Raw genomic sequence first — 20,567 nt, forward strand, 5'->3', positions numbered from 1 at the left:
AGTGCCATAAGGGCCGTCTGATTGCAAATAAAGAAAAGTGAAATTGTTTCATATTTTATTGACACTACAGGTGTTTTTATGCACCTTAATATAGGCGGAATGGAACGTGCTGGAAGTTGGGGCTTCCGGACAAGGGGAAGAATAATGAACAAACTATTTAAGGTAGCGGCTGCCAGTATGCTTCTTATGGCAACAAGCCCTTATGCCTATGCTCAAGAGACAATTCAAATTGAAGCGGGTGAAAATATTCAGGAAAGCTTGCAGGAAGCGCTTATTCTCGCGGAGCCTGGTTCAACAATAGAACTGCCCGCGGGTAAATTCAGCTTCACTGGTGCTCTATCACTTGATGTACCAAATATTACGCTGCGCGGTGCAGGTATGGATAAAACTATCCTTTCCTTTGCGGGGCAAAAAACAGGTTCTGAGGGTTTGTTGATCACCTCAGATAATGTCTGGATTGAAGGGCTGGCGATTGAAGATACCCCGGGTGATGGCATTAAAGCCAAGGGCGTGGACACAATTTCCTTTATCAATGTGCGGGTTGAGTGGACAGGGGGCCCAAAGGCTGAAAACGGATCTTATGGCCTTTATCCAGTCGAATCAAAAAATGTCCTTATCGATGGCAATGTAGTGATCGGCGCATCTGATGCCGGCATTTATGTAGGGCAAAGCCAGAATATCATCGTTCGTAACAGCCGGGCGGAATATAATGTGGCGGGTATTGAAATTGAAAACTGCTATTTCGCTGATGTGTACGATAATGTAGCCACCCACAATACCGGCGGTATCTTGATTTTTGATATGCCAAACCTGCCGCAAAAAGGTGGGCACTCTATTCGCGTTTACAACAATAAAGCAGTGAATAACGATACGGCTAATTTTGCGCCTCCCGGTAATATTGTTGGCACAGTACCAATGGGTACAGGCATTATGGTTATGTCGAACCGAGATGTTGAAGTGTTTGGTAATGAAATGGCTGAAAATGCATCGGTGAATATGCTGATTGCCGCTTATCCGCGTGAATATAATGATCCTGAATTTAATCCGTTGCCGCGTAATATTTACGTGCATGACAACACATACGGTCGCGGTGGTTGGGCACCGGATGGTGTGGCGAAGGAAATGATTGAGCCGAAAACGGGCCTTCCAATCCCAGACATTGTTTGGGACGGTGCTGTTGGTGGTGTTTGGGCTGCCTTCTTTGGCCCGGATGATGAAGATGCTATCCATATCAAGGAAAAAGAAGGAACCACCTTCGCTAACCTTGATTTTGTCTACGATATGATTGTGCCGTGGAATGCTGGTATTGACCGGGATATTGAAGATTATAATGGTTCAATCCCACCTCGAGATCCTGTTGTGTTGCCGCAAGATAAGGCAGGGAAGTAAACATGGTGGTTGCTGTGCGCTTTTTTGTTTTCCTGAGTATGATTGCTGCCTTCTTTGCAGAGCAAGCAGGGGCAGAGGTTAATGATGCAGCGCTGATGAAAAAGCGCCCGGCAAAATTGCTTTCTGATTATAGGTTATTTTCTGATGTCTCGGCTCATACGCCTGCCGATGGTGTGTTGCCTTACGGTATGAAAATGCCACTGTTTACAGATTATGCCCATAAATACCGTTTCGTTTATATACCTGAAGGTATGTCAGCCACATATTCAGAACATGAAGTGATGGAATTCCCTGTTGGAACCACGCTTATTAAAACCTTTGCGTATCCAGCGGATTTCAGAAAACCAGATGAAAATATTCGGCGTATTGAAACCCGGCTTTTGATCCGTCAGGAAACAGGTTGGAATGCGTGGGCTTATGTCTGGAATGAGGATCAGAGCGATGCTGTTCTCAAAGTAGCGGGTAAAACACTGCCGGTAAGCTGGGTTGATGAAACAGGTGAAAGCCGCTTTATTGATTATGTTGTGCCAAACAAAAACCAGTGTAAGGGCTGTCATACCCTTGGGCGAGAATTCACCCCTATTGGCCCCAAAGCCAGATATCTGAACTTTAGTTATGAATATCATGACGAAAAGAAAAACCAGATCACAAAATGGGTTGAAACTGGTAAGCTTAGTGGTGCACCAACACCAGATAAAGCGCCTACAGTTCCAGAGTTTGATGATTTAACGGCAAGCCTGGACCGCCGCGCCAGAGCTTATCTGGATATCAACTGTGCCCATTGTCACCGAAGTGAAGGCCCAGCATCTACATCAGGTTTGTTTTTAACTTACGGAGAAACAAATAAAGTTACGTGGGGGTATAAAAAAACGCCCGTTGCTGCAGGCAGAGGATCAGGCGGATTTTCTGTTGATATCGAACCCGGGCAGCCAGAAAAATCGATTTTACTGTACCGGGTAAACTCTGTGGATCCTGGCGTAATGATGCCAGAGGTTGGCAGAACGACAATCCACACTGAGGGGGTGGACTTACTTAAAGAATGGATCAAGAAGCTTGAATAAAAGGACGATGTAAAAGTTTAAAAGGTTGCTGCAAGCTCGCCTCAAAAATGGGGCGGGCTATGATTGTTTTTGGGGAAGAAAGCAAATTAGTAGCAAAGATTACTACCGGGAAGAAATATCATAGGAGGGGGTTATGAGTTTAAACCGTGCTGTATTATTAGCCGGAGTGAGCGTATCCGTTTTAGCTGGAGCTGTAGGGGCTCTGGCACAGGATACAAGTGATGGTGGGGCCTTGCAGCTTGAAGAAATTACGGTAACTGCGCAAAAAAGGGCGCAGAACCAGCAGGATGTCCCTATTTCTATTAATGCGTTTTCTGCGAACTTTCTGCAGACAATTGCTGCGGAAAACCTAACAGATATCAGTACTTACACACCGGGCCTTGAAATCTCAGGGGTTACCCAGCCAAATTTCAGAATTCGCGGTGTTGAAACCAGTGATTTTGGTGTGGGGACAGACCCTGCAGTAGGTATTTTCATTGATGGTGTTTATGCGTCGCGTTCTGGGGCCGGGGTTATTTTCTTTAGTGATATTGAACGGATTGAGGTTCTTAAAGGGCCGCAAGGTACACTGTTTGGCCGGAACACAGCGGCCGGGGCTGTTTCCATCATTACCCGGAAACCAGATCTTGAAGAGTTTAGCGCGCGCGTAAGAGCCAGATACGGCAAATATGATAAAAAGCTGATAGACGGGATGATTAATATCCCGTTCTCAGAAACTGTTGCTCTCAGGGCAAACCTGCTTGTGAACAAGCAGAATGGGTATGAGGATGATGCCCTTACAGGGGAAGATTACGGCAGGCAGGATAATGTGACAGGCCGCGTACAGCTTCGCTGGGAGCCAAGCGAGAGAACGGCCTTCAATCTTGCTTATGAATTTGATCATACTGATCAGGATGAAGAACGACCAATTGTTGGCGTTGCAAACGGCCAGTATAGAACAGCGCCAGATGCTTCTGAATTAAATGATCTTCCGGGGCATGTAGATTTCCTCCATGCAGTGCTTGGTGCACCGCAGGGCCTAACGCGTGCGCAGTTTGGGGCACTGCCGATCAATACGGTTACAGATATTCCTCTTGCAGCTTTTTATGCAAATTTTGCTGCGGCCGGTTACGTGCCGCCATCAGGAAACCCTGATTGGACTTTTTTCCGGTCCGGCAACAGTGTGGGCGGTGCTGACCCGTTCGGGCCGTTATCATCCGATATTGCCAATGGGGAAGAACGCCGGAACTTGGACGGTATTACCCTTACTGTTACACATGAGCTTGATTGGGCGACATTCACGTCAATTTCTGCCTATAAAGCCTTTAACACCAATAATTTGCAGGATGAAGATGGTACCGCGGATGTAAACTTTTATTTCGATACAGATAATGTTGAAAGCAACAAGCATTTCTATCAGGAACTGCGTCTGAACGGGGTAACAGACAGGCTTACATGGACGGCAGGTGCCAGTTATTATTGGGAGAATGCCAAACAGCGCTCCGAAACACATGCCACGCTCGATTCAATCGATACGCTTCTCTATAATGTTGGGGCTACACCGGGTATTCTGGCGCAGTCCTTTAATCCAGCGGACGGGATCAACGCCTGTGAAAGTATCTTCCTTGATAGTTTCAGTGGTTTTATCAGCTTTAACAACCTGCCGCTTAACTGTGTGGACCCTAGCCTGCCGGCCTTATCACTTGAGGCGATTTCCAATTTAGCGCTTACATCGCTTAGCGGGCGGCTTTGGGAAGAAACCATGTTTGGTGAAGGTACGTTTAATGCCTTTGCAGCGTTTGCAGATGTAACCTATGCGGTGACAGACCGATTGAATATTAACGCAGGCCTTCGCTACACCCACGATAAGAAGTCATGGGAATGGTTCAATGATACTCGGACGATTGAAGGCAGAGAAAGGCTTGAAATACCGGGCATTGGCAACCTTGCAGATATCATGCAGGGCATCCTTGCGAATGTTACAGGCGGTAGTGGTGATTTTGTCTTTGATGTTGGGGGCCTTGAAGGCATAGCGTTTGAGCGCAAAGACAGTTGGAATAATTTTAGTCCGAGGATCGCTGTGGATTATAAAATTACTGATGATGCGCTTATTTATGCATCCTGGGCGCGGGGGTATAAGGCTGGTGGTTTCAATACTGTGCAGATCAACAGTTTCTTCGATAATGAAACTGTGTGGAACATTGAAACCGGCTTTAAATCCCAGTGGTTTGAAGACAGCCTCCGGTTCAATATGTCCTTCTGGAAATATAAATATAATGATCGTCAGTCGATCAGACTTCTTGAGGTGGATAGCAGCAGCGTGCCGCAGTATCTCACGCAAACAGAAGACATTTCCGGTAAAGGTATTGATCTAGAGCTTCTATGGGCGCCAACCGGGAACCTGCGTTTCTTTGCTAATGGCGGCTATCAGGATATTACCTGTTCGGAAAACTGTGGCCGTTCCGCGGTGGGAGACCCAACGGGTGAACCTAAATACCGGATAAGCTTTGGTGGTGATTATATCTATCCACTGGGGGATAGTGGTTCGCTTAATTTCCATGCTGATCATAGCTACACAAGTGCACGCCGCGAAAATGGCGAATGCCGGGCAGAAAACACATGTGGTATCGTATCCGTTGGTAATGTGATCTGGGAAACAGGGCTTGCCCAGCATTTCACCAATGTTCGTGTGGGATGGACCAATGCGGATGAAGATATCAGCTTCTCTTTCTTTGCGCGTAATATCTTCAATAACCGCTATGCGGGCGGTGCGGGCGGCTTAACCCGTGATACCTTTGGTACGCCTGTATCAAGGCTTACAGAACCAACCACATGGGGCTTTGATCTGATTTTCAATTTCTAGGCTAAAGCACTCCATTAGAAAAATTGATGAGGCTGGTTCTTCGCCAGCCTTTTCTTTTGGGCAAATGTCATGGTAGGCAGAAGGCAGACAGAATAAAGGGATGCATCATGCTGAAAGTTGGAATCATTGGTGGTTTGGGCCGAATGGGACAGGCGATTGCCGCTGTGCTTATTGGAAACAAAGAGGCAGAAATAACTGCAGTTTCTGAAATGGCGAGCCATAGCAAAATAGGCGCTGAAGTATATGGTGTTACCCTATCAGATGATACGGCTAGCGTGTTTGCATCCTCTGATGTTGTGATTGATTTCACGCCGCCAGGCAACACTGCAAAGCACGCTAAAATGGCAGCAGATGCCGGTGTTGCTTTTGTGGTTGGAACGACAGGCCTTACAGAAGAAGACTATGCGGCTCTTGATGCGGCAGGCGAAAAAGCGGTGATTATTCAGGCCGGGAACTATTCTTTAGGGGTGAACCTGCTTATGGGGCTAACCCGTCAGGCTGCAGCAAAACTGGGCACTGATTGGGATATCGAAGTGGTGGAAATGCACCATAAGCACAAAGTAGATGCGCCTTCAGGTACAGCGCTTATGCTGGGGGAAGCGGCAGCAGAGGGGCGCGGCAAGCCACTTTCTAATTTGCGCGCTGATGTACGTGACGGCATGACAGGCGAGCGTGAAGAAGGCTCAATCGGGTTCGCGGCTCTTCGTGGTGGTTCTGTGATTGGTGAGCATGATGTTATTTTCGCAAGTGGGAGCGAACGTATTACTCTCTCTCACAAAGCAGAAAACAGAACTCTCTTTGCTGATGGTGCCGTGCGAGCAGCCCTTTGGACAAAAGGCCAAAACTATGGCAGATATTCCATGATGGATGTTCTGGGGCTTTAGGGGGAAGAAAATGGAACTCGCACTTAATTCACTGCTGGACGGCCTGCCGTTTTTTTTGATCCATTCCGGTACAACGCTTTTGATGCTGATTATGGGTATGTTTATCTATACTCGTATTACCAATCATGATGAGATTTCCTTGATCAAAGAAGGGAATATTGCAGCAGCGCTTTCTTTTTCAGGGGCGACAATCGGCCTTGCACTGCCGCTGGCTTTCTCACTCGCAGCTTCTGTTTCCCTTTGGGATATTGTCTTCTGGGGGATTATTGCGCTTATCCTCCAACTTGTTGCGTTTCGTATCGTAGATATGTTTGTGAAAGATCTTTCAAAGCGAATTGAAGCAGGTGAACTGGGTGCGGCGATCTGTCTTATTAGTGTGAAGCTCTCTACAGCGTTTATCAATTCAGCGGCTATCAGTGGTTAAAGATCAATACCCATGCGGCGTAAGTTTGAATTAGCGATCTATTTCGTTGTTATTGTCTTCTTTATTTTCCGTTATGCGGGAAGTGAAGGGGATATTGAACGCCGCCCTGAGTTTGACCCTAAGCCAGTTATAGAGCCTCGGCCGGATTATGGTTCCAAGCCGGTGGTAAACCTCCCGCTTCCAACAGATGTGGCGAGCGCAGTGCGGGTTGAGCTTGAAGAAAAAACAACGAACGGCGTTGGTACCGCGTTTGCGGTGGACGGAAACGGTACCTATGTAACGGCCCGACATGTGGTGGACGGCTGTGCAGAGGTGTTTTTCATTGATGAAAAAAACAGGCTTTATCCCGTAAAATCAGCATTTAGCCTGAAAACCAGAGATTTCGCGATTATTAAAGCTGTGAAGGGCCCAGCAGTTCATTTTGATCTCACAGATAGTGTACCAAAACGCGGGCAGGAAGGCTTTATGATGGGCTATCCGCAAGGGAAACCCGCAGATGTACGGGCAGAGGTTATCGGCACTACTGTAATGCGCTCATCAGGGCGTTATCGTATGCGGGAGCCTGTTGTAGCCTGGGTTGAACGCGACAGGCGTCCGGGCTTTAGTGGTTCGCTCGGCGGTATTTCTGGCGGCCCGGTTTTCAATGAAGATGGTGTCGTGATCGGTACTGTTGTGGCAGGTTCTCCGCGTAGGGGCCGTGTTTATACGACCAACCCTCATGTTTTTGAAGAAACAGATCTGCTTGATGAAAGCCACAGAGGCAGGATTGCCAAGTTTGAAGAAGGTATATCATATTCAAACTATGATCTTATTGGCCGAAGGCTTCGGGCAGGAAGGCTTATTTCTCAGGTATATTGCCGGGCTGGTTAGGGCTGCGGTTTTTCCAAATGTATAGCTCTGTCTCCAGCTTTTCTTTCAGCTTTCGTTTTTCACCCGGTAACAGGAAACTGCCGATCACCACAGTTTGCTGATGTAAGCTGAGGCTAAGCTCATTTCTGTAGCGGTCAATTTTCCTGATATTCACTTTGGTCCAGTAGGGTTCAAACTGCCAGCTTTCCATCTTCCCGTTTGCTGCGTAGCGCTCAACAATCAGGGAAGCTTCTGTCAGTTTTATCACTTCTCTTACGCGGGCACGGCGGTAATTCAGGTAGAAAGCAAACCATAAGGCCAGAAGGTCAAGCACCAGAAAAATCACAACAGGCCAGGCGCCAACGATATAGAACCGGATACTGCCGAGAATACATAAAACCATCAATATCCTGAGCAATATGGAAAAATGCTCAGGCTTTAAAGATCGGTGCGGATAAAGCACCAGATCAAGTTGGGTATCTGTACCTAATGCGCTCACAATTGCTTCCCTTGACAGCCCATTATACGAGCACGGGGTAGCGTTTGGATTAAAGCGCTTTTTCGCCTCGTAGCAGTTTTGGTAGATCACCCACTGTACCACGGGCATGCGACATGAAGAAATTCTTCAGCGGTACCACTTTATCAACGGCTGCCATACCAAGGTCTCTCGCGAGCATCAGTGGTTCAATATCGTTAGAGAACAGGCGGTTGAAGATATCTGTGATGGCATAGATAGAGGCATTATCTGTGGTGCGCCACTGTGCGTAGCGGTCGAGCACCTGCGTAGAGCCAATATCAAGGCCAACTTTACGCGCATCCACGAGCACTTCAATAAGGGCTGCCACATCCTTAAGGCCCAGATTAAGCCCTTGGCCAGATATCGGGTGGATACCGTGGGCAGCATCACCAAGAAGCGCTAGTCGTTCGGCCACATAATCATGCGCATACTGAAGAGAAATAGGATAAGCCCAGCGGCCACCAATAATTTTTACGTCACCAAGGAAATCACCAACCCGGCGCTGTACTTCTGATTGGAAGGCGCGGTCTGAAAGGCCCATGATTGTTTCTGTCAGGTGGCTTTTCTCTGTCCATACAAGAGAAGAACGGTTGCCGGTAAGCGGCAGGATCGCGAACGGACCAGAAGGTAGGAACCGTTCGTGCGCAATACCGCAGTGGCCAAATTCATGCTCGATAGAACATACAATACCGTGCTGCTTGTAATCGATCTTGGATGTTGGAATGCCAGCATGCGCGCGCACCATACTGCCGCGACCATCAATCCCGAGCAGCAGTTTTGATGTGATTACACGGCCATCTTCCAGAGTGACTGTGGCAGATGCTTTATCCCGTTTTATATCAGCCACTTTTGTTGGCGCCAGAAAGGTAAGGTTATCAAGCTCTTTCATACGCTCAAAAAGGGCGATTTGGGTATGGCGGTTTTCAACCAGATGACCAAGAGGGCCATCGCCTAGTGTTTCATTATCAAAATGCAGATGCAGAAGGGACGGTCCGTCAGATACTCTGATCTCAAGGATTGGCTGTGCATACGGCTCCATATACTGCCAAACGCTAATAGCTTCAAAAAGCTGGCAGGAAGCAAAAGCAAGCGCGCTTGAACGGCCATCATAAGAAACATCCGTAAGGGCTTCTTGGGCTGCTCTGTCAACAACGGTTACATCAAAGCCGTGATCAGCCAAGCCGATCGCTGCCGTAAGGCCAGCCAAACCGCCGCCAATGATGGTGATGTCACTTGTAAGTTCTGTTGCTTCAGCCATTCTATTGTCACCTGAAAAATATCATCTGTTTGGTCTAAGCCTATTCCCTCTGGCTGTCCAGAGGCAGGTTGCCGCAGAGAGCGATTATAGCAGAAAAAGCCCGCCACTTTATCGCCGCTCTTGTCCCCTAGCATGTTTACGCACTAAAGTACTGATTGGATAAACAAAACATTCTTCACTCGGGGAAGGGAGCATCACTGGTGGCAGCACGGAAAAAGCCAGCGGCAGGCGCTGCGGCAAAAGCGAAAAAGGCACCGAAAAAAGCGGTAGTGGTCAAAAAGGACAAAGCACCTTTATTGCCCCCAGCCTTTATGCTGTTTCTAAAAAGTAGCAGTTGGCGGCTGTTTGGTGCGGCGCTGTTCCTCATTGGAGTGGCGATTGTTTTGTCGCTAGCGACCTATAATCCAAGTGATCCAAGCATTAATAATCAGACATCAGCAGAAATTACTAACCTCCTTGGAAGTGTTGGGGCCAATATCGCTGATGTGTTGATGCAAACGCTGGCACTTATCAGCTATATGCTTGTCCTGCCATTCCTTGTATGGGGTATCAAGGTGATGCGCCTTCGTTGGCTCCCTATGTTCGCCCTGAACATTGCGATGGTGCCGATTGCGCTTGTTTTATTCGCAATTGCAGCAAGCCCTGTGGCGCCTGATCCCTCATTTACTATTCAAACAGGGTATGGTGGTTCACTTGGGCAGCAGTTCTATCAGCTTCTGAATGAAATGTTTGATGGCGTCATAGTGATCCCCGTGTGGGTCTATGGTGTCGTTTTCACTATTATCGGGTTGCCGGTTTATGCCTTCTCGCTAGGGCTTAACAAAGCCGAATGGGCAGCTGTTGGGCGGACTATTAAAAATACCAGCGTTTGGATTGGCTCCAATATCTGGGCAGGCTTGCGCGCTATTGGCCGGGGACTGGCACTTACGGCACGTGTGATGTTCCGTAATAGTGATACTGCTGAAGATACATACGAAGAATATGAACGGATAGAGCCTGCAGCCACGCGCACAGAACGTAAGAAACGTGAAAAAGAGGTAGTAACACCAAAAGCCGAGAAGCGGGTGAAAGCACCAGCTGAGCCGAAGCGAGGCAGGCGAGAAGCCCGTGAAGCACAGGTAACCCTTGATTTCGGTGATACCGGTGATTTTATGCTCCCTGCTCTTGATCTACTTGCACCTTCACCACCACCTGAGAAACTGAACCGTATGAGCGCTGATGCGCTTGAGCAAAATGCTCGTATGCTTGAAGGTGTATTGGAAGACTTTGGTGTTCAGGGTGAAATTCAGGATGTGCGCCCAGGCCCTGTGGTAACGCTTTATGAGCTTGAGCCAGCACGCGGTGTGAAATCTGCCCGAGTGATTGGTCTCGCAGACGATATTGCCCGCTCTATGAGCGCTATTTCCGCTCGTGTGGCGGTGGTACCGGGCCGTAATGCCATTGGTATCGAGCTTCCTAATGCGGACAGGCAGACAGTGTTCCTCAGGGAACTACTAGCTTCTAAGGATTATGAGGCGACTAAAGCCCGTCTTCCTGTGGTGCTAGGTAAAGATATTGGCGGTGCGCCTGTAGTGGCAGATCTTGTTTCCATGCCTCACTTGCTTGTTGCGGGTACAACAGGTTCCGGTAAATCGGTTGGTATCAACACCATGATCCTGTCGCTTCTTTACCGTCACAGCCCTGAAACGCTCCGTTTCATCATGGTTGACCCGAAAATGCTGGAACTTTCCGTTTATGATGGTATCCCGCATCTATTGACCCCAGTAGTGACAGAACCGAAGAAAGCAGTTGTTGCGCTTAAATGGGCGGTACGCGAAATGGAAGAACGCTACCGCAATATGTCCAAGCTTGGTGTGCGGAACTTGGCAGCGTTTAACAAGCGTATTCAGGAAGCCAAAGAAAATGGTGAAGTACTGGCGCGTGAGGTACAAACAGGTTTTGATAAAGAAACTGGCCAACCAATTATGGAAAGCCAGGAGTTTGATTTCGAGCCACTACCGTTCATTGTAATCGTGATTGATGAGATGGCTGATCTCATGCTTGTGGCTGGTAAGGATGTGGAAGCTACCGTGCAGCGCCTTGCCCAGATGGCTCGTGCCGCCGGTATTCACGTTGTGATGGCAACCCAGCGCCCAAGTGTGGACGTAATCACCGGTACCATTAAGGCCAATTTCCCAACCCGGATCAGTTTCCAGGTTACTTCGAAGATCGATAGCCGAACTATCCTTGGTGAACAGGGGGCTGAACAGCTTCTTGGAATGGGGGATATGCTCTTTATGGCAGGCGGCGGCCGTATCCAGCGTGTGCATGGTGCCTTTGTTTCCGACAGTGAAGTAGAAGATATTGTAAATCACCTGAAGAAGCAGGGCGCGCCTGAATATCTGGATAGCGTGACAGAAGAACCTGAAGAAGGCTTTGACAGTCCGTTCATCCCAGGTCCAGCTCAGTCAGACGAAGATAAAGCCAACAGCCTTTATGATCAGGCCGTGAATATTGTACTTAGGGACCGTAGGGCCTCAACAAGTTATATTCAGCGCCGCCTGAAAATTGGCTATAATAAAGCCGCAACGCTTATTGAAGAAATGGAAGAACAAGGTGTTATCAGTGCACCAAACCATAAGGGGCAGAGAGAAATTCTTGTGCCTGAGCGTGAAGAAGAATTTGGCGGCTAAAAAGAAGAACGACACGAAGGATAAGCTAATGCTGAAAGCATTGATGTTTGGAGTTATTGCACTGTCTGCTGTGCCCGCCACGGCGCAGGACAACAGCTTGCCGCCACTTAAGGAAGAAACGGTGGTGGAAGCCCCGACCCTTAAGGCGCTTAAGCTTGTGCAAACCTTTATGGATGAGGTGAAGAGCCTGAAAGCGCATTTTGTACAAATGGCACCGGGGGGTAACCGTTCAGAAGGTACGCTTTATATGGCGCGGCCCGGTAAAGTACGTTTTGACTATGATGGTGATATCCCGTTTCTTGTAGTAGCGGATGGTAAAACCGTAAATTTCATTGATTATGAGATCGGGCAAGTAACCAAATGGCCCGTGAAAGATACACCGCTTAGAGCCCTTCTTGGGGACTCTACTGATCTTGCCTCTATCAATGCTCATATTGAATATGAACCATCTGGTATTGAAGGTCTTGTGGCACTTACGGCCCAAGACCCTGATAAGCCGGAGATAGGGCGTATCACCGTATATTTTGAAGAAGCTGATGTGCCGGGTGGCCTGAAACTTCTTAGTTGGGGTGTGGTGGATGCTCAAGGCCAACTCACCACTGTTGAGCTATCAAAGCAGGAAGCTAATCTACCGATCGCTGATAAGCGCTGGAGTTTTGATGATCCTCGCGGCGTAAACAAACGTCGTAGAAATCGTAGATAGGGTGTGTTCTAGAGAGAACAGTGTTCAGAGCTTTTGGGTAAAACGCCTTGGGCTGCAATAACCCAAGCCAATTTTATCTCGGTGCTTACGCGCAGTTTTTCCGCGGCATTTTGAAGTTGTTTACAGCTAATGTCGCTGTCTTTTAGAGCAATTAGAAATTCCTGAGTGATAACATCAATTTGTGGGCGGATATCTTTGCCGAGATCAGGGGCGGTTTCAAACTTGATGTTATTCTCAGCCCATCCTTTTATATAGGATGTTTGCAGTTGTTTAGCGGCTGTAATTTGAGCCTTCAGAGCTCGGCTTGCTCGTTCCTGAGGAATACCCACAGTCTTTGCTTTTTCCATAATGCGTTTGAAAATAATGGCTTCCCGTTTCTTATCTTCAACAGGCAGTTTATTAACATATTTATACTGCGCGACGGCTTTCATTAAATTCAAGCGCTTGGATATTATGTCCGGCATTACTTCGCCGGAAGCAGAGGCATGAGCAGTAGCGGCAACCACTAGAATACCAAGGAATGCTGTAACCTTTTTAAGAAACATAATTTATCCAGTCGTTATAGAAATAGAATTGAATTTCCTGTTGGGAAAATCATATGAGCAACAAGAATGATTTATAGAAATTATTCTACAATAAAATACAAATTAGGTTACAAACAACAGATATAGTCTGACCGATATATAGGATTGTTCATTGCAAGATATTGATAGCGACATTGACGAGTTATTTGAAGATTTCCCAAGTCTGAAATCTGTCGCCCCTTTCATTGAAGTAGCCCAGAATGTGCGCTGGTTCAGAAGCGTTGGTGATCCGCCAAGCGATTATTCCCGCCAGATTGCTCGTGATTATGCAGATTTACTCGGTTTTCCGGAAGCTGATCCTGTGTTTCTGCCAGAATGGGAAGATGCAGCGGCTGCCGCTGAAAACCCAGAGCTTAACAGCATGGCATGGGAAGCAGAAGAACAACTCCGCGCTTCTCTAACCACCGATGTGCTTGATGTGATTGATGAAAACGTACTTGAGATGGTGATGGCTCATGTTGCAAAATCTATCTCAACAGTGATTGAGGAAAGCGCACGGGAAGCGGCAGAATATCTGCGCATTGATGATGAAGAGTTTGTGCAGGCAATCTCTGGTGCTGCGGCACAGGCCTGTTATCAGGCAGCGCTTGTAAGTATGGCAAACCCGGAGGATGATCATCCGTTTGTGAAGCGCTTCCAGTTGTTTGAACAGGGTCACTGGCCTATTACTATCATTGGAAGCAGTTTCCTGATTTTCTAATTTTCAAGCGAAGAGATTTTTTATGCGGCTCATTACATGGAACATTAACTCGGTTCGCGCACGTCTTGATATCGTGAAGCAGCTTATTGAAGAATATCAGCCAGATGTTCTTTGCCTGCAGGAAACCAAGGTGCAGGACCATATGTTCCCTGAAAAATTCTTCGCGGAAAATGGTATGCCACATCTGGCAATCCACGGCCAGAAAAGCCACCACGGCGTGGCGATTGCAGCCAAAGGCGAGTTCGCTGATAGTTTCAAGATTGATTGGTGCGAAAAAGGCGATGCCCGCCATGTGGCGATCAAACTGAATGAAGGCCCGACCGTACATAATTTCTATGTGCCCGCAGGTGGTGATGAGCCAAACCCTGAAGTGAATGATAAATTCGCCCACAAGCTTGAGTTTCTGGAGGAAATGACAGAGTGGTCAGCACAGCTTGAAGAGCCAAGTATTCTGGTGGGTGATCTTAATATCGCACCTCTTGAAGAAGATGTATGGGACCATAAAAAGCTGCTTAAGGTGGTGTCGCACACACCTGTTGAGGTGGAAGCTATGCTGAAGCTGATGGAAGCCCATAGTTGGCATGATGTGATGCGTGAGTTCGTACCAGAAAACGAGAAACTCTATAGCTGGTGGTCATACCGCGCGAGGGATTGGTCAAAAGCAGATAAAGGCCGCAGGCTTGATCATGTCTGGACCAGCCCAAGCCTTAAGGGCAAAGCCGTGAAGATGGAAGTACTCAGAAATGCACGTGGCTGGGAAAAACCATCAGACCATGCACCAGTGCTTGTGGATTTTGAATTATAGAAGCGTATGAAGATAAGGAAAATACTAGCTAAAACACTGGCGGTTTTTGCCGCCTATTTGGCTATTATTGTTTCTTATATTTCGCTACTGGTGCTGGATGACCCAACTTTCGAACAAGTCTGGAATGTTACCTACAGGGTTGGATTTCCCGTTAGTTTGATGAGTTCTCTACCCTATATGCTGGTAGATATACTTATGCACCGATTTTTAAGGAAAGATTGGGTAAAGGCCTTTACAGGCACGTTTTCCTTTAGTGCAATCCTGCTTGTAGTTTCGTTCTTTATGGGTGGTTATATCTATTTCAATGTGCTGGATATCTCAGGCCTGATTTAACAGTTTGAGAATACAAAAAAGGGCGCTGAAAGCGCCCTCTTCTTTAAAACTCTTAAACCTGCTTAGTGCGCGAGGCCTTGCAGGCTATAGCCACCTGGTTCTGTAACCAAAAGGCGTGCCATACCTGGCTCGCTTTCAATCTTCTGGCGTAGGCGGTAAACGTGCGTTTCAAGTGTGTGTGTTGTCACACCGGAATTATAACCCCATACCTCAGCAAGAAGCTCTTCACGGGCAACAGCATTGCCGCCAGCGCGGTATAGGTATTTAAGAATAGATGTTTCTTTTTCGGTCAGGCGTACTTTTTTGCCAGATGCTTTTTCTTCAAGCATTTTACCAGAAGGACGGAACTGGTAAGGGCCAATATCGAAGGTTGCGTCTTCGCTTTGCTCATATTGGCGGAAGTGAGCACGGATACGCGCCATCAATACAGTGATGTTGAACGGCTTGGTGATATAGTCGTTTGCACCAGCATCAAGACCAAGCACTGTATCTGCATCAGATACGTTACCCGTAAGCATCAGGATCGGTACAGAAACGCCGTTTTTGCGAATACGCTTACAAAGCTCACGGCCATCCATATCAGGCAGGCCAACATCAAGAAGCATCATGTCCACTTGATTGTCTTTAAGGAACTCAAGTGCATCAGCGGCACAACCATGTTGCTCAACAGCAAACTCCTCATAAAGAGCAAGCTGATCAGCCAAACCCTCACGTAAATCTACGTCATCATCAACAAGGAGAAGTTTTCTTACCGCCATTCGTCTATCCTTCAGTTAAATTCTATTATTCTTCATTATAATAGCATGAAGCTCTATTAGTTTTAAATACTCTGGCCTATATAGGCGTTGAATCTAGAAAGTGATATCAACTCCGCTCACATTTGTTTGAACGGCAAGTTATTACTATATAGTTACGACGTAACATAAAAATGTAAATGCCCTACTGACAATTGAAAAAAATAGCCTATATGTGGGCACATGAAGACCTTAGACCATACCCTGTTGAGATTAGAACGTGCAGCTGATGATTTGCGGCGCGGTATCCCTGTTGTCGTAAAAGATGGTGCTCGCGCGCTGTTGGTTTTTCCTGCGGAAATGGCGAACACGCCAGCTCTTAAGAATTTCGATGATTTGGTATCCGGTAGTTTTGTTATGCTAACAAACAATCGGGCGCTTTCTCTCAAAGTGGCTGGTAAAGGTTGGGCTGTGGTACGGGTTGCACGTCCAGCCTGGATGACAGCCGAGGATATGACAGCCCTTGCGGACCCTACTCTTGATCTATCCACACCGCTGAAAGGCCCGTACAAGCGCCTCGAGCATCCTGACGAAGCGATTGATAAAGCCGCTATTAAAATGGTGAAGTGGGCTCACTTGCTACCAGCCGTTATTGCTGCTGAAATTGAAGATGCGGCTGCATTTGCTGAACAGCATGGTTTTTATACTGTGGAAGCGGATGATGTATTGAAGGTGGATTACACACAGGCAAGCGCCCTTACCCAAGTTGCCTCCGCGCGTGTGCCGCTTGAAGGAGCGGAGAACACAAGGCTTGTTTCCTTCCGTCCTATTGCAGGAGGCATTGAACATATTGCTATTTTGGTGGGTGAGCCATCCCCATCCGAGCCCGTATTGATGCGTATCCACAGTGAATGTTTCACTGGTGATTTGCTTGCGTCCCTTAAATGCGATTGTGGTGAGCAGCTTAAAGGCGCCATTAAGGCTATCGCAGAAGCAGGGGGCGGCATTGTGCTTTACCTAGCGCAGGAAGGCCGTGGTATTGGCTTGATCTCTAAGTTAAAGGCATATGCCCTTCAGGATCAGGGATATGATACGGTGGATGCCAACACCCGCCTAGGCTTTGATGTGGATGAACGTATTTTCGCACCCGCCGCAGAAATGCTCAAGGCGCTTGGCTTCGAAAGCGTAAGGTTGATGACCAACAACCCCAATAAGGTTGAAGGGCTGGAAAGTTACGGTGTGAAGGTTGCGGAGCGTGTGGAGCATAAGTTCCCACCAAACCCACATAACGTAAGATATCTTGCCGTTAAGAAGGACCGCACAGGGCATCTTCTTTAATGATTTGGCAGGTTACAGCATTAGAGCAGGATAGCAGGCAGGGCATGTTGGAAGGCCCTCTTGTTTCTGCCAAATGTGCGTTAGGGAGATCTGGGATTATCCCTGAAGACAGCAAAGAAGAAGGGGATGGTATGTCGCCTGTTGGCACATATCCGTTCCGCCGTGTTTTTTTCCGCCCCGATAAAATCGAAGAACCCATCACGCTTCTTAATGTGCAGCCGCTTTCTGCTGACCTTGGTTGGTGTGATGACCCGGAAGATAAAGCTTACAACAAACTGGTACGTCTGCCTTATGGCCCCAGCCATGAAAAGCTGTGGCGGGATGATGATGTTTACGATGTGATTGTTGAATTGGGCCACAATGATGCACCGCCTGTAGCTGGGAAGGGCAGTGCTATTTTTATGCATATTGCTCGTGAGGGTTATACACCGACAGAAGGCTGTATAGCGCTGAAACTTGAAGATATGCTTGCGTTTCTCAGGCTGGTTAAGCCTGAGGACCAGATCAAAATTGGCTGATTAAGCCCGGGAAGAATAATCCCGTTCTCCGAAAATACTGGTACCTACACGAATATCTGTTGCACCCATGCTGGCGGCTAGTGCGTAATCCTTGCTCATGCCCATTGATAGCTTTGCAATGCCGTGTTGGCGGCCAAGCTTTCTAAGAAGGGCGAAATGAAGGGATGGGTCATCGCCAACGGGCGGAATACACATCAGGCCTCTAATCTCAAGACCAAGGGTTTTGCATTCAGCAAGTAAGGCTTCTAGATCTTCCACCATACAGCCGCCTTTTTGCTCTTCTTTGCCGGTGTTTACTTGAACATAAATTGGTAGCTGGCGGTTTTGTTTTTCCATTTCGCTCGCTAAAGCACGGGCAAGCTTGATGCGGTCAACGGTCTGGATTTCATCAAACAGTGCTACAGCATTTGCAGCTTTGTTTGTCTGTAGGCTGCCGATCAGGTGAAGTTCAATACCCTCGTAGTTCGGCTTTAACTCGCCCCAGCGTTCTTCAGCTTCCTGTACACGGTTCTCTCCGAAGATACGTTGGCCAGCTTCAAGAGCCGCTATAATACGTTCTTGTGGTTGAATTTTAGAGACGGCAATAAGGCGCGGGTTTGGGTTTGGCATATCAGCATGTTTGCACATTGCTTCAACTTCATCCTTGATGGTTTCAATGTTTGCGGCAATTTGCTCTTTGAGTTTAGTGCTCATTTTATTGTCCTTAGCCGTGAAAGCGCATTTTCGTGGCTCATGGTATGTGCTAGGGAAAGAGTATGGTCAAGTCACTCCTTCATAAAAGATCAATCTGCAGCGCACTTGCTTTAGGCAGGAAGGCTGGTGTGCCCAATCTTATTTTTATGACTGATAGTGAACGTGTGCCGGATATTGTTAGTGCCTGTTCAAGGCTTCCAGCTGGCAGTATTATTATATGCAGGGATTATCACCATGTTGATCGCCGTGGTTTTGCGGCGGAACTCAGAGCTATTACCCGTGAAAACAATCAGTTTTTAATGGTGGCAGGGGATATAGAGCTGGCGCATTATGTGGGGGCGGATGGTTATCATATGCCTGAATACCAGTTGAAAAAACCACCAAATCTGGCTGGTTTTGGTCTTGTAAGTGCTGCATGTCATACACGAAAGAGCTTGAAGAAAGCGGAAAGACTTGCGGTGGATTTTGCCTTGGTGTCGCCGGTGTTTCCAACAGCCAGCCATCCGGGTGCAAGACATCTTGGTGTTCACAGGTTGAAGCGCATCATTGAAGGTGTAAAGGTGCCCGTTGTTGCCCTCGGTGGTGTAAATAAACATACAGTGGGTGCGCTTAAAGGATTACCACTAATTGGTATTGCTGCAATTGATGCTTTTTCGGCAGAATAGCTATTAGAATTTCAGGCGACCACCAAGGAAGATAGCCTGCGCACTATCAGCCTGCTCTGAATTAACCAGCCAGTGCTCACCATAATCATAGTAACGCACACCACCGGTAAGGCCTAATGTATCTGTAAGGCGATAGCTTGCACCAAGTTCAACCGAAATCACGTTACGAGCTTCGTTTTCAAGGCCGTTCAGGTCTGCACCTTCCGTATACTCACTAAGAGAAAGGCGCGCGCCAAAAGCATCGTCCTGGTAGGAAAGGCCTACATCAAAACCAATAGCGTCATTTGTAAACAGATTGGTATGGCGCGTTACTGACGCATCAACACCAAAACCTGAATACCCAAGTGCAACACCAAAGTTTTCTTCGCGGTTTGCAATGCTGCTGTCAGCAAAGGCAGTAAGTGACTGAACACCGTCCAGAGAAAGTTTGAAGCTGCTTTGAACTTCAATATTCAGACCGCTTTTTGCCTCACCATCTTTTGCGCCAAGCGTCAGGCCGATACGGCTACTACGATCAACCAGTTCTTCGCCAAATTCATTATCCAGTGAACCGGTCGGAGACAAAAGCGAAGAAAAAGACGGGCGTAATTCATAATCCTGCTTCTTCCATTTATGGCTAGAGCGCGAATCGCTCAGTTTAAATGGGGAGCTTTCTTGCCCGCTTTTATCCCTTAAACTTAACTGAAGTTCTTTAAGAGTTCTGGGTGCAGATGGTGATTTTACACTGTGAGTGTTAAGTGCTTGCTGCACAACATAGGACGCAAGATTAGGCTCGAAATCCGCAGATTGCGCAGAAATATCAGCATCGGCGGCAAAAGCTGTTGCCGTTGATGTCATTGCTGCAAGAGCAACGAAGCTATATTTTACTACGCGTTTCATACTTTGGAAGATTCCAAAAAAAGATTACAAATTCCTTACATGGTATGGGCTTATACCCCTATTTTGCAATAGGTTGAGGCAAAAATGCGGTGAGTTGTTGCTCCCTTGCCACTATTTGAACGCATTTCTGGCTAGTAACTGGAGCAATGGGTCGTTATAAACCGCATAAGGCTCTTTCTGGAATCAGTAAGTTTGCGGTATAAACAGCCGGAAAAGCACATAAAAAACGAATCTACGGGGTTTAAGTATGTATAAATTTGCCCGTTCGCTGATGATAGTTTCAATGACTGTAGCGCTTGGTGCCTGCAGCATATTCGGCGGCAATAAAAGCGGATCAGATGCGGGGCCAAAGGTCACGGCGATTGGTGTGAACGGTTATCTATGGCAGGCAACACTCGATACGCTTTCCTTTATGCCGTTTGATCAGCTCCAGCCTTCTGCTGGCGTTATTCTAACTGGATGGCATTCAACACCGGAAGCGCCAAATGAGCGTGTTAAATTGACAATTCGTTTCCTTAGTCTGGACTTGCGTTCTGATGGTCTTAAGGTTTCTGTAATTCGTCAGGAAAAGCAGAACGGCGAATGGATCAATGTACCAGTACAGGCGGGAACTGCGTTGAGAGTTGAAGAAGCAATCCTTACTGCTGCTCGCCAAATGAGAATTGAAAACACTGAAAACTAGGTTCAGTGCTTTAAAAAATGAATATGTGTTTGGCCGG

21 protein-coding genes are annotated in these 20,567 nt (G+C 47.4%); 15 read left to right on the forward strand and 6 right to left on the reverse strand.

Annotated elements, in window-relative coordinates; genetic code table 11:
• Nucleotides 1-144: 144 nt before the first annotated feature.
• From MF542_RS11885 to MF542_RS11910, 6 genes are all read left to right on the forward strand, one after another.
• Nucleotides 145-1,389 (forward strand): parallel beta-helix domain-containing protein, encoded by a 1,245-nt coding sequence (locus MF542_RS11885; RefSeq protein ID WP_247019682.1) that lies wholly within the window; start codon nt 145-147, stop codon nt 1,387-1,389.
• A 2-nt stretch (nt 1,390-1,391) separates the two neighbouring features.
• Nucleotides 1,392-2,450 carry an SO2930 family diheme c-type cytochrome gene (locus MF542_RS11890; RefSeq protein WP_247019684.1) on the forward strand — a complete coding sequence of 353 codons (1,059 nt, stop codon included), beginning with the start codon at nt 1,392-1,394 and terminating at the stop codon, nt 2,448-2,450.
• 133 nt (nt 2,451-2,583) lie between these two features.
• On the forward strand, nt 2,584-5,292 hold the full coding sequence (locus MF542_RS11895) for a TonB-dependent receptor (RefSeq protein WP_247019686.1): 2,709 nt from the start codon (nt 2,584-2,586) through the stop codon (nt 5,290-5,292).
• Between the two features lie 107 nt (nt 5,293-5,399).
• Nucleotides 5,400-6,176, forward strand: coding sequence for a 4-hydroxy-tetrahydrodipicolinate reductase (gene dapB, locus MF542_RS11900; RefSeq protein ID WP_247019687.1), 777 nt, complete (start codon nt 5,400-5,402; stop codon nt 6,174-6,176).
• A 10-nt stretch (nt 6,177-6,186) separates the two neighbouring features.
• A complete protein-coding gene (locus MF542_RS11905) occupies nt 6,187-6,600 on the forward strand; it encodes a DUF350 domain-containing protein (RefSeq protein ID WP_247019689.1) in 414 nt (137 codons plus the stop codon).
• Between the two features lie 12 nt (nt 6,601-6,612).
• Nucleotides 6,613-7,470, forward strand: coding sequence for a S1 family peptidase (locus MF542_RS11910; RefSeq protein WP_247019691.1), 858 nt, complete (start codon nt 6,613-6,615; stop codon nt 7,468-7,470).
• Here the strand turns inward: MF542_RS11910 and MF542_RS11915 are convergent.
• Together MF542_RS11915 and MF542_RS11920 are read right to left on the reverse strand one after the other, a co-directional pair.
• Nucleotides 7,439-7,948, reverse strand: a complete 510-nt coding sequence (locus tag MF542_RS11915) for a DUF2244 domain-containing protein (RefSeq protein WP_247019693.1) — start codon at nt 7,946-7,948, stop codon at nt 7,439-7,441. The genes MF542_RS11910 and MF542_RS11915 overlap by 32 nt on opposite strands.
• A gap of 49 nt (nt 7,949-7,997) precedes the next feature.
• A complete protein-coding gene (locus MF542_RS11920; protein ID WP_247019701.1) occupies nt 7,998-9,224 on the reverse strand; it encodes a UbiH/UbiF/VisC/COQ6 family ubiquinone biosynthesis hydroxylase in 1,227 nt (408 codons plus the stop codon).
• A gap of 311 nt (nt 9,225-9,535) precedes the next feature.
• Between MF542_RS11920 and MF542_RS11925 the strand changes: the two genes are divergently transcribed.
• Together MF542_RS11925 and MF542_RS11930 are read left to right on the forward strand one after the other, a co-directional pair.
• Nucleotides 9,536-11,896: an FtsK/SpoIIIE family DNA translocase gene (locus tag MF542_RS11925; protein WP_281501682.1), complete on the forward strand. Its 2,361-nt coding sequence runs from the start codon at nt 9,536-9,538 to the stop codon at nt 11,894-11,896.
• A 28-nt stretch (nt 11,897-11,924) separates the two neighbouring features.
• Nucleotides 11,925-12,599, forward strand: coding sequence for a LolA family protein (locus MF542_RS11930; RefSeq protein WP_247019709.1), 675 nt, complete (start codon nt 11,925-11,927; stop codon nt 12,597-12,599).
• An 8-nt stretch (nt 12,600-12,607) separates the two neighbouring features.
• Here MF542_RS11930 and aroQ read toward each other — a convergent pair whose 3' ends face one another.
• Nucleotides 12,608-13,144, reverse strand: a complete 537-nt coding sequence (aroQ, locus tag MF542_RS11935; RefSeq protein WP_247019712.1) for a gamma subclass chorismate mutase AroQ — start codon at nt 13,142-13,144, stop codon at nt 12,608-12,610.
• Nucleotides 13,145-13,295: 151 nt separating this feature from the next.
• Here aroQ and MF542_RS11940 point away from each other — a divergent pair, with 151 nt between their 5' ends.
• The 3 genes from MF542_RS11940 to MF542_RS11950 are packed head-to-tail and all read left to right on the forward strand — an operon-like array spanning nt 13,296 to nt 15,021.
• Nucleotides 13,296-13,883, forward strand: a complete 588-nt coding sequence (locus MF542_RS11940; RefSeq protein WP_247019714.1) for a hypothetical protein — start codon at nt 13,296-13,298, stop codon at nt 13,881-13,883.
• 22 nt (nt 13,884-13,905) lie between these two features.
• Nucleotides 13,906-14,688, forward strand: a complete 783-nt coding sequence (xth, locus tag MF542_RS11945) for an exodeoxyribonuclease III (RefSeq protein WP_247019716.1) — start codon at nt 13,906-13,908, stop codon at nt 14,686-14,688.
• Between the two features lie 6 nt (nt 14,689-14,694).
• Entirely contained in the window at nt 14,695-15,021 is a 327-nt protein-coding gene (locus MF542_RS11950) for a hypothetical protein (RefSeq protein WP_247019718.1), read from the forward strand.
• 62 nt (nt 15,022-15,083) lie between these two features.
• On the opposite strand, the gene MF542_RS11955 is transcribed toward MF542_RS11950, so the two are convergent.
• Entirely contained in the window at nt 15,084-15,779 is a 696-nt protein-coding gene (locus tag MF542_RS11955) for a response regulator transcription factor (RefSeq protein ID WP_247019720.1), read from the reverse strand.
• A gap of 219 nt (nt 15,780-15,998) precedes the next feature.
• Here MF542_RS11955 and ribA point away from each other — a divergent pair, with 219 nt between their 5' ends.
• Both ribA and MF542_RS11965 read left to right on the forward strand, forming a co-directional pair.
• A complete protein-coding gene (gene ribA, locus MF542_RS11960; RefSeq protein WP_247019721.1) occupies nt 15,999-17,093 on the forward strand; it encodes a GTP cyclohydrolase II in 1,095 nt (364 codons plus the stop codon).
• Nucleotides 17,093-17,611 (forward strand): L,D-transpeptidase family protein, encoded by a 519-nt coding sequence (locus tag MF542_RS11965; protein ID WP_247019723.1) that lies wholly within the window; start codon nt 17,093-17,095, stop codon nt 17,609-17,611. The genes ribA and MF542_RS11965 overlap by 1 nt, the downstream gene beginning before the upstream one ends.
• Here MF542_RS11965 and MF542_RS11970 read toward each other — a convergent pair whose 3' ends face one another.
• On the reverse strand, nt 17,612-18,304 hold the full coding sequence (locus MF542_RS11970; protein ID WP_247019725.1) for a YggS family pyridoxal phosphate-dependent enzyme: 693 nt from the start codon (nt 18,302-18,304) through the stop codon (nt 17,612-17,614).
• Between the two features lie 62 nt (nt 18,305-18,366).
• Here MF542_RS11970 and MF542_RS11975 point away from each other — a divergent pair, with 62 nt between their 5' ends.
• Nucleotides 18,367-18,969 carry a thiamine phosphate synthase gene (locus tag MF542_RS11975; RefSeq protein WP_247019727.1) on the forward strand — a complete coding sequence of 201 codons (603 nt, stop codon included), beginning with the start codon at nt 18,367-18,369 and terminating at the stop codon, nt 18,967-18,969.
• 3 nt (nt 18,970-18,972) lie between these two features.
• Here the strand turns inward: MF542_RS11975 and MF542_RS11980 are convergent, their stop codons facing one another.
• Complete coding sequence (locus MF542_RS11980; protein WP_247019729.1) at nt 18,973-19,848, reverse strand: outer membrane protein; 876 nt, start codon at nt 19,846-19,848, stop codon at nt 18,973-18,975.
• A 247-nt stretch (nt 19,849-20,095) separates the two neighbouring features.
• Between MF542_RS11980 and MF542_RS11985 the strand changes: the two genes are divergently transcribed.
• Nucleotides 20,096-20,530 (forward strand): DUF3576 domain-containing protein, encoded by a 435-nt coding sequence (locus tag MF542_RS11985; RefSeq protein WP_247019731.1) that lies wholly within the window; start codon nt 20,096-20,098, stop codon nt 20,528-20,530.
• Nucleotides 20,531-20,567: the final 37 nt, after the last annotated feature.

The organism is Kordiimonas laminariae (assembly GCF_023008165.1).
GTDB classification, from domain to species: Bacteria; Pseudomonadota; Alphaproteobacteria; order Sphingomonadales; family Kordiimonadaceae; genus Kordiimonas; species Kordiimonas laminariae.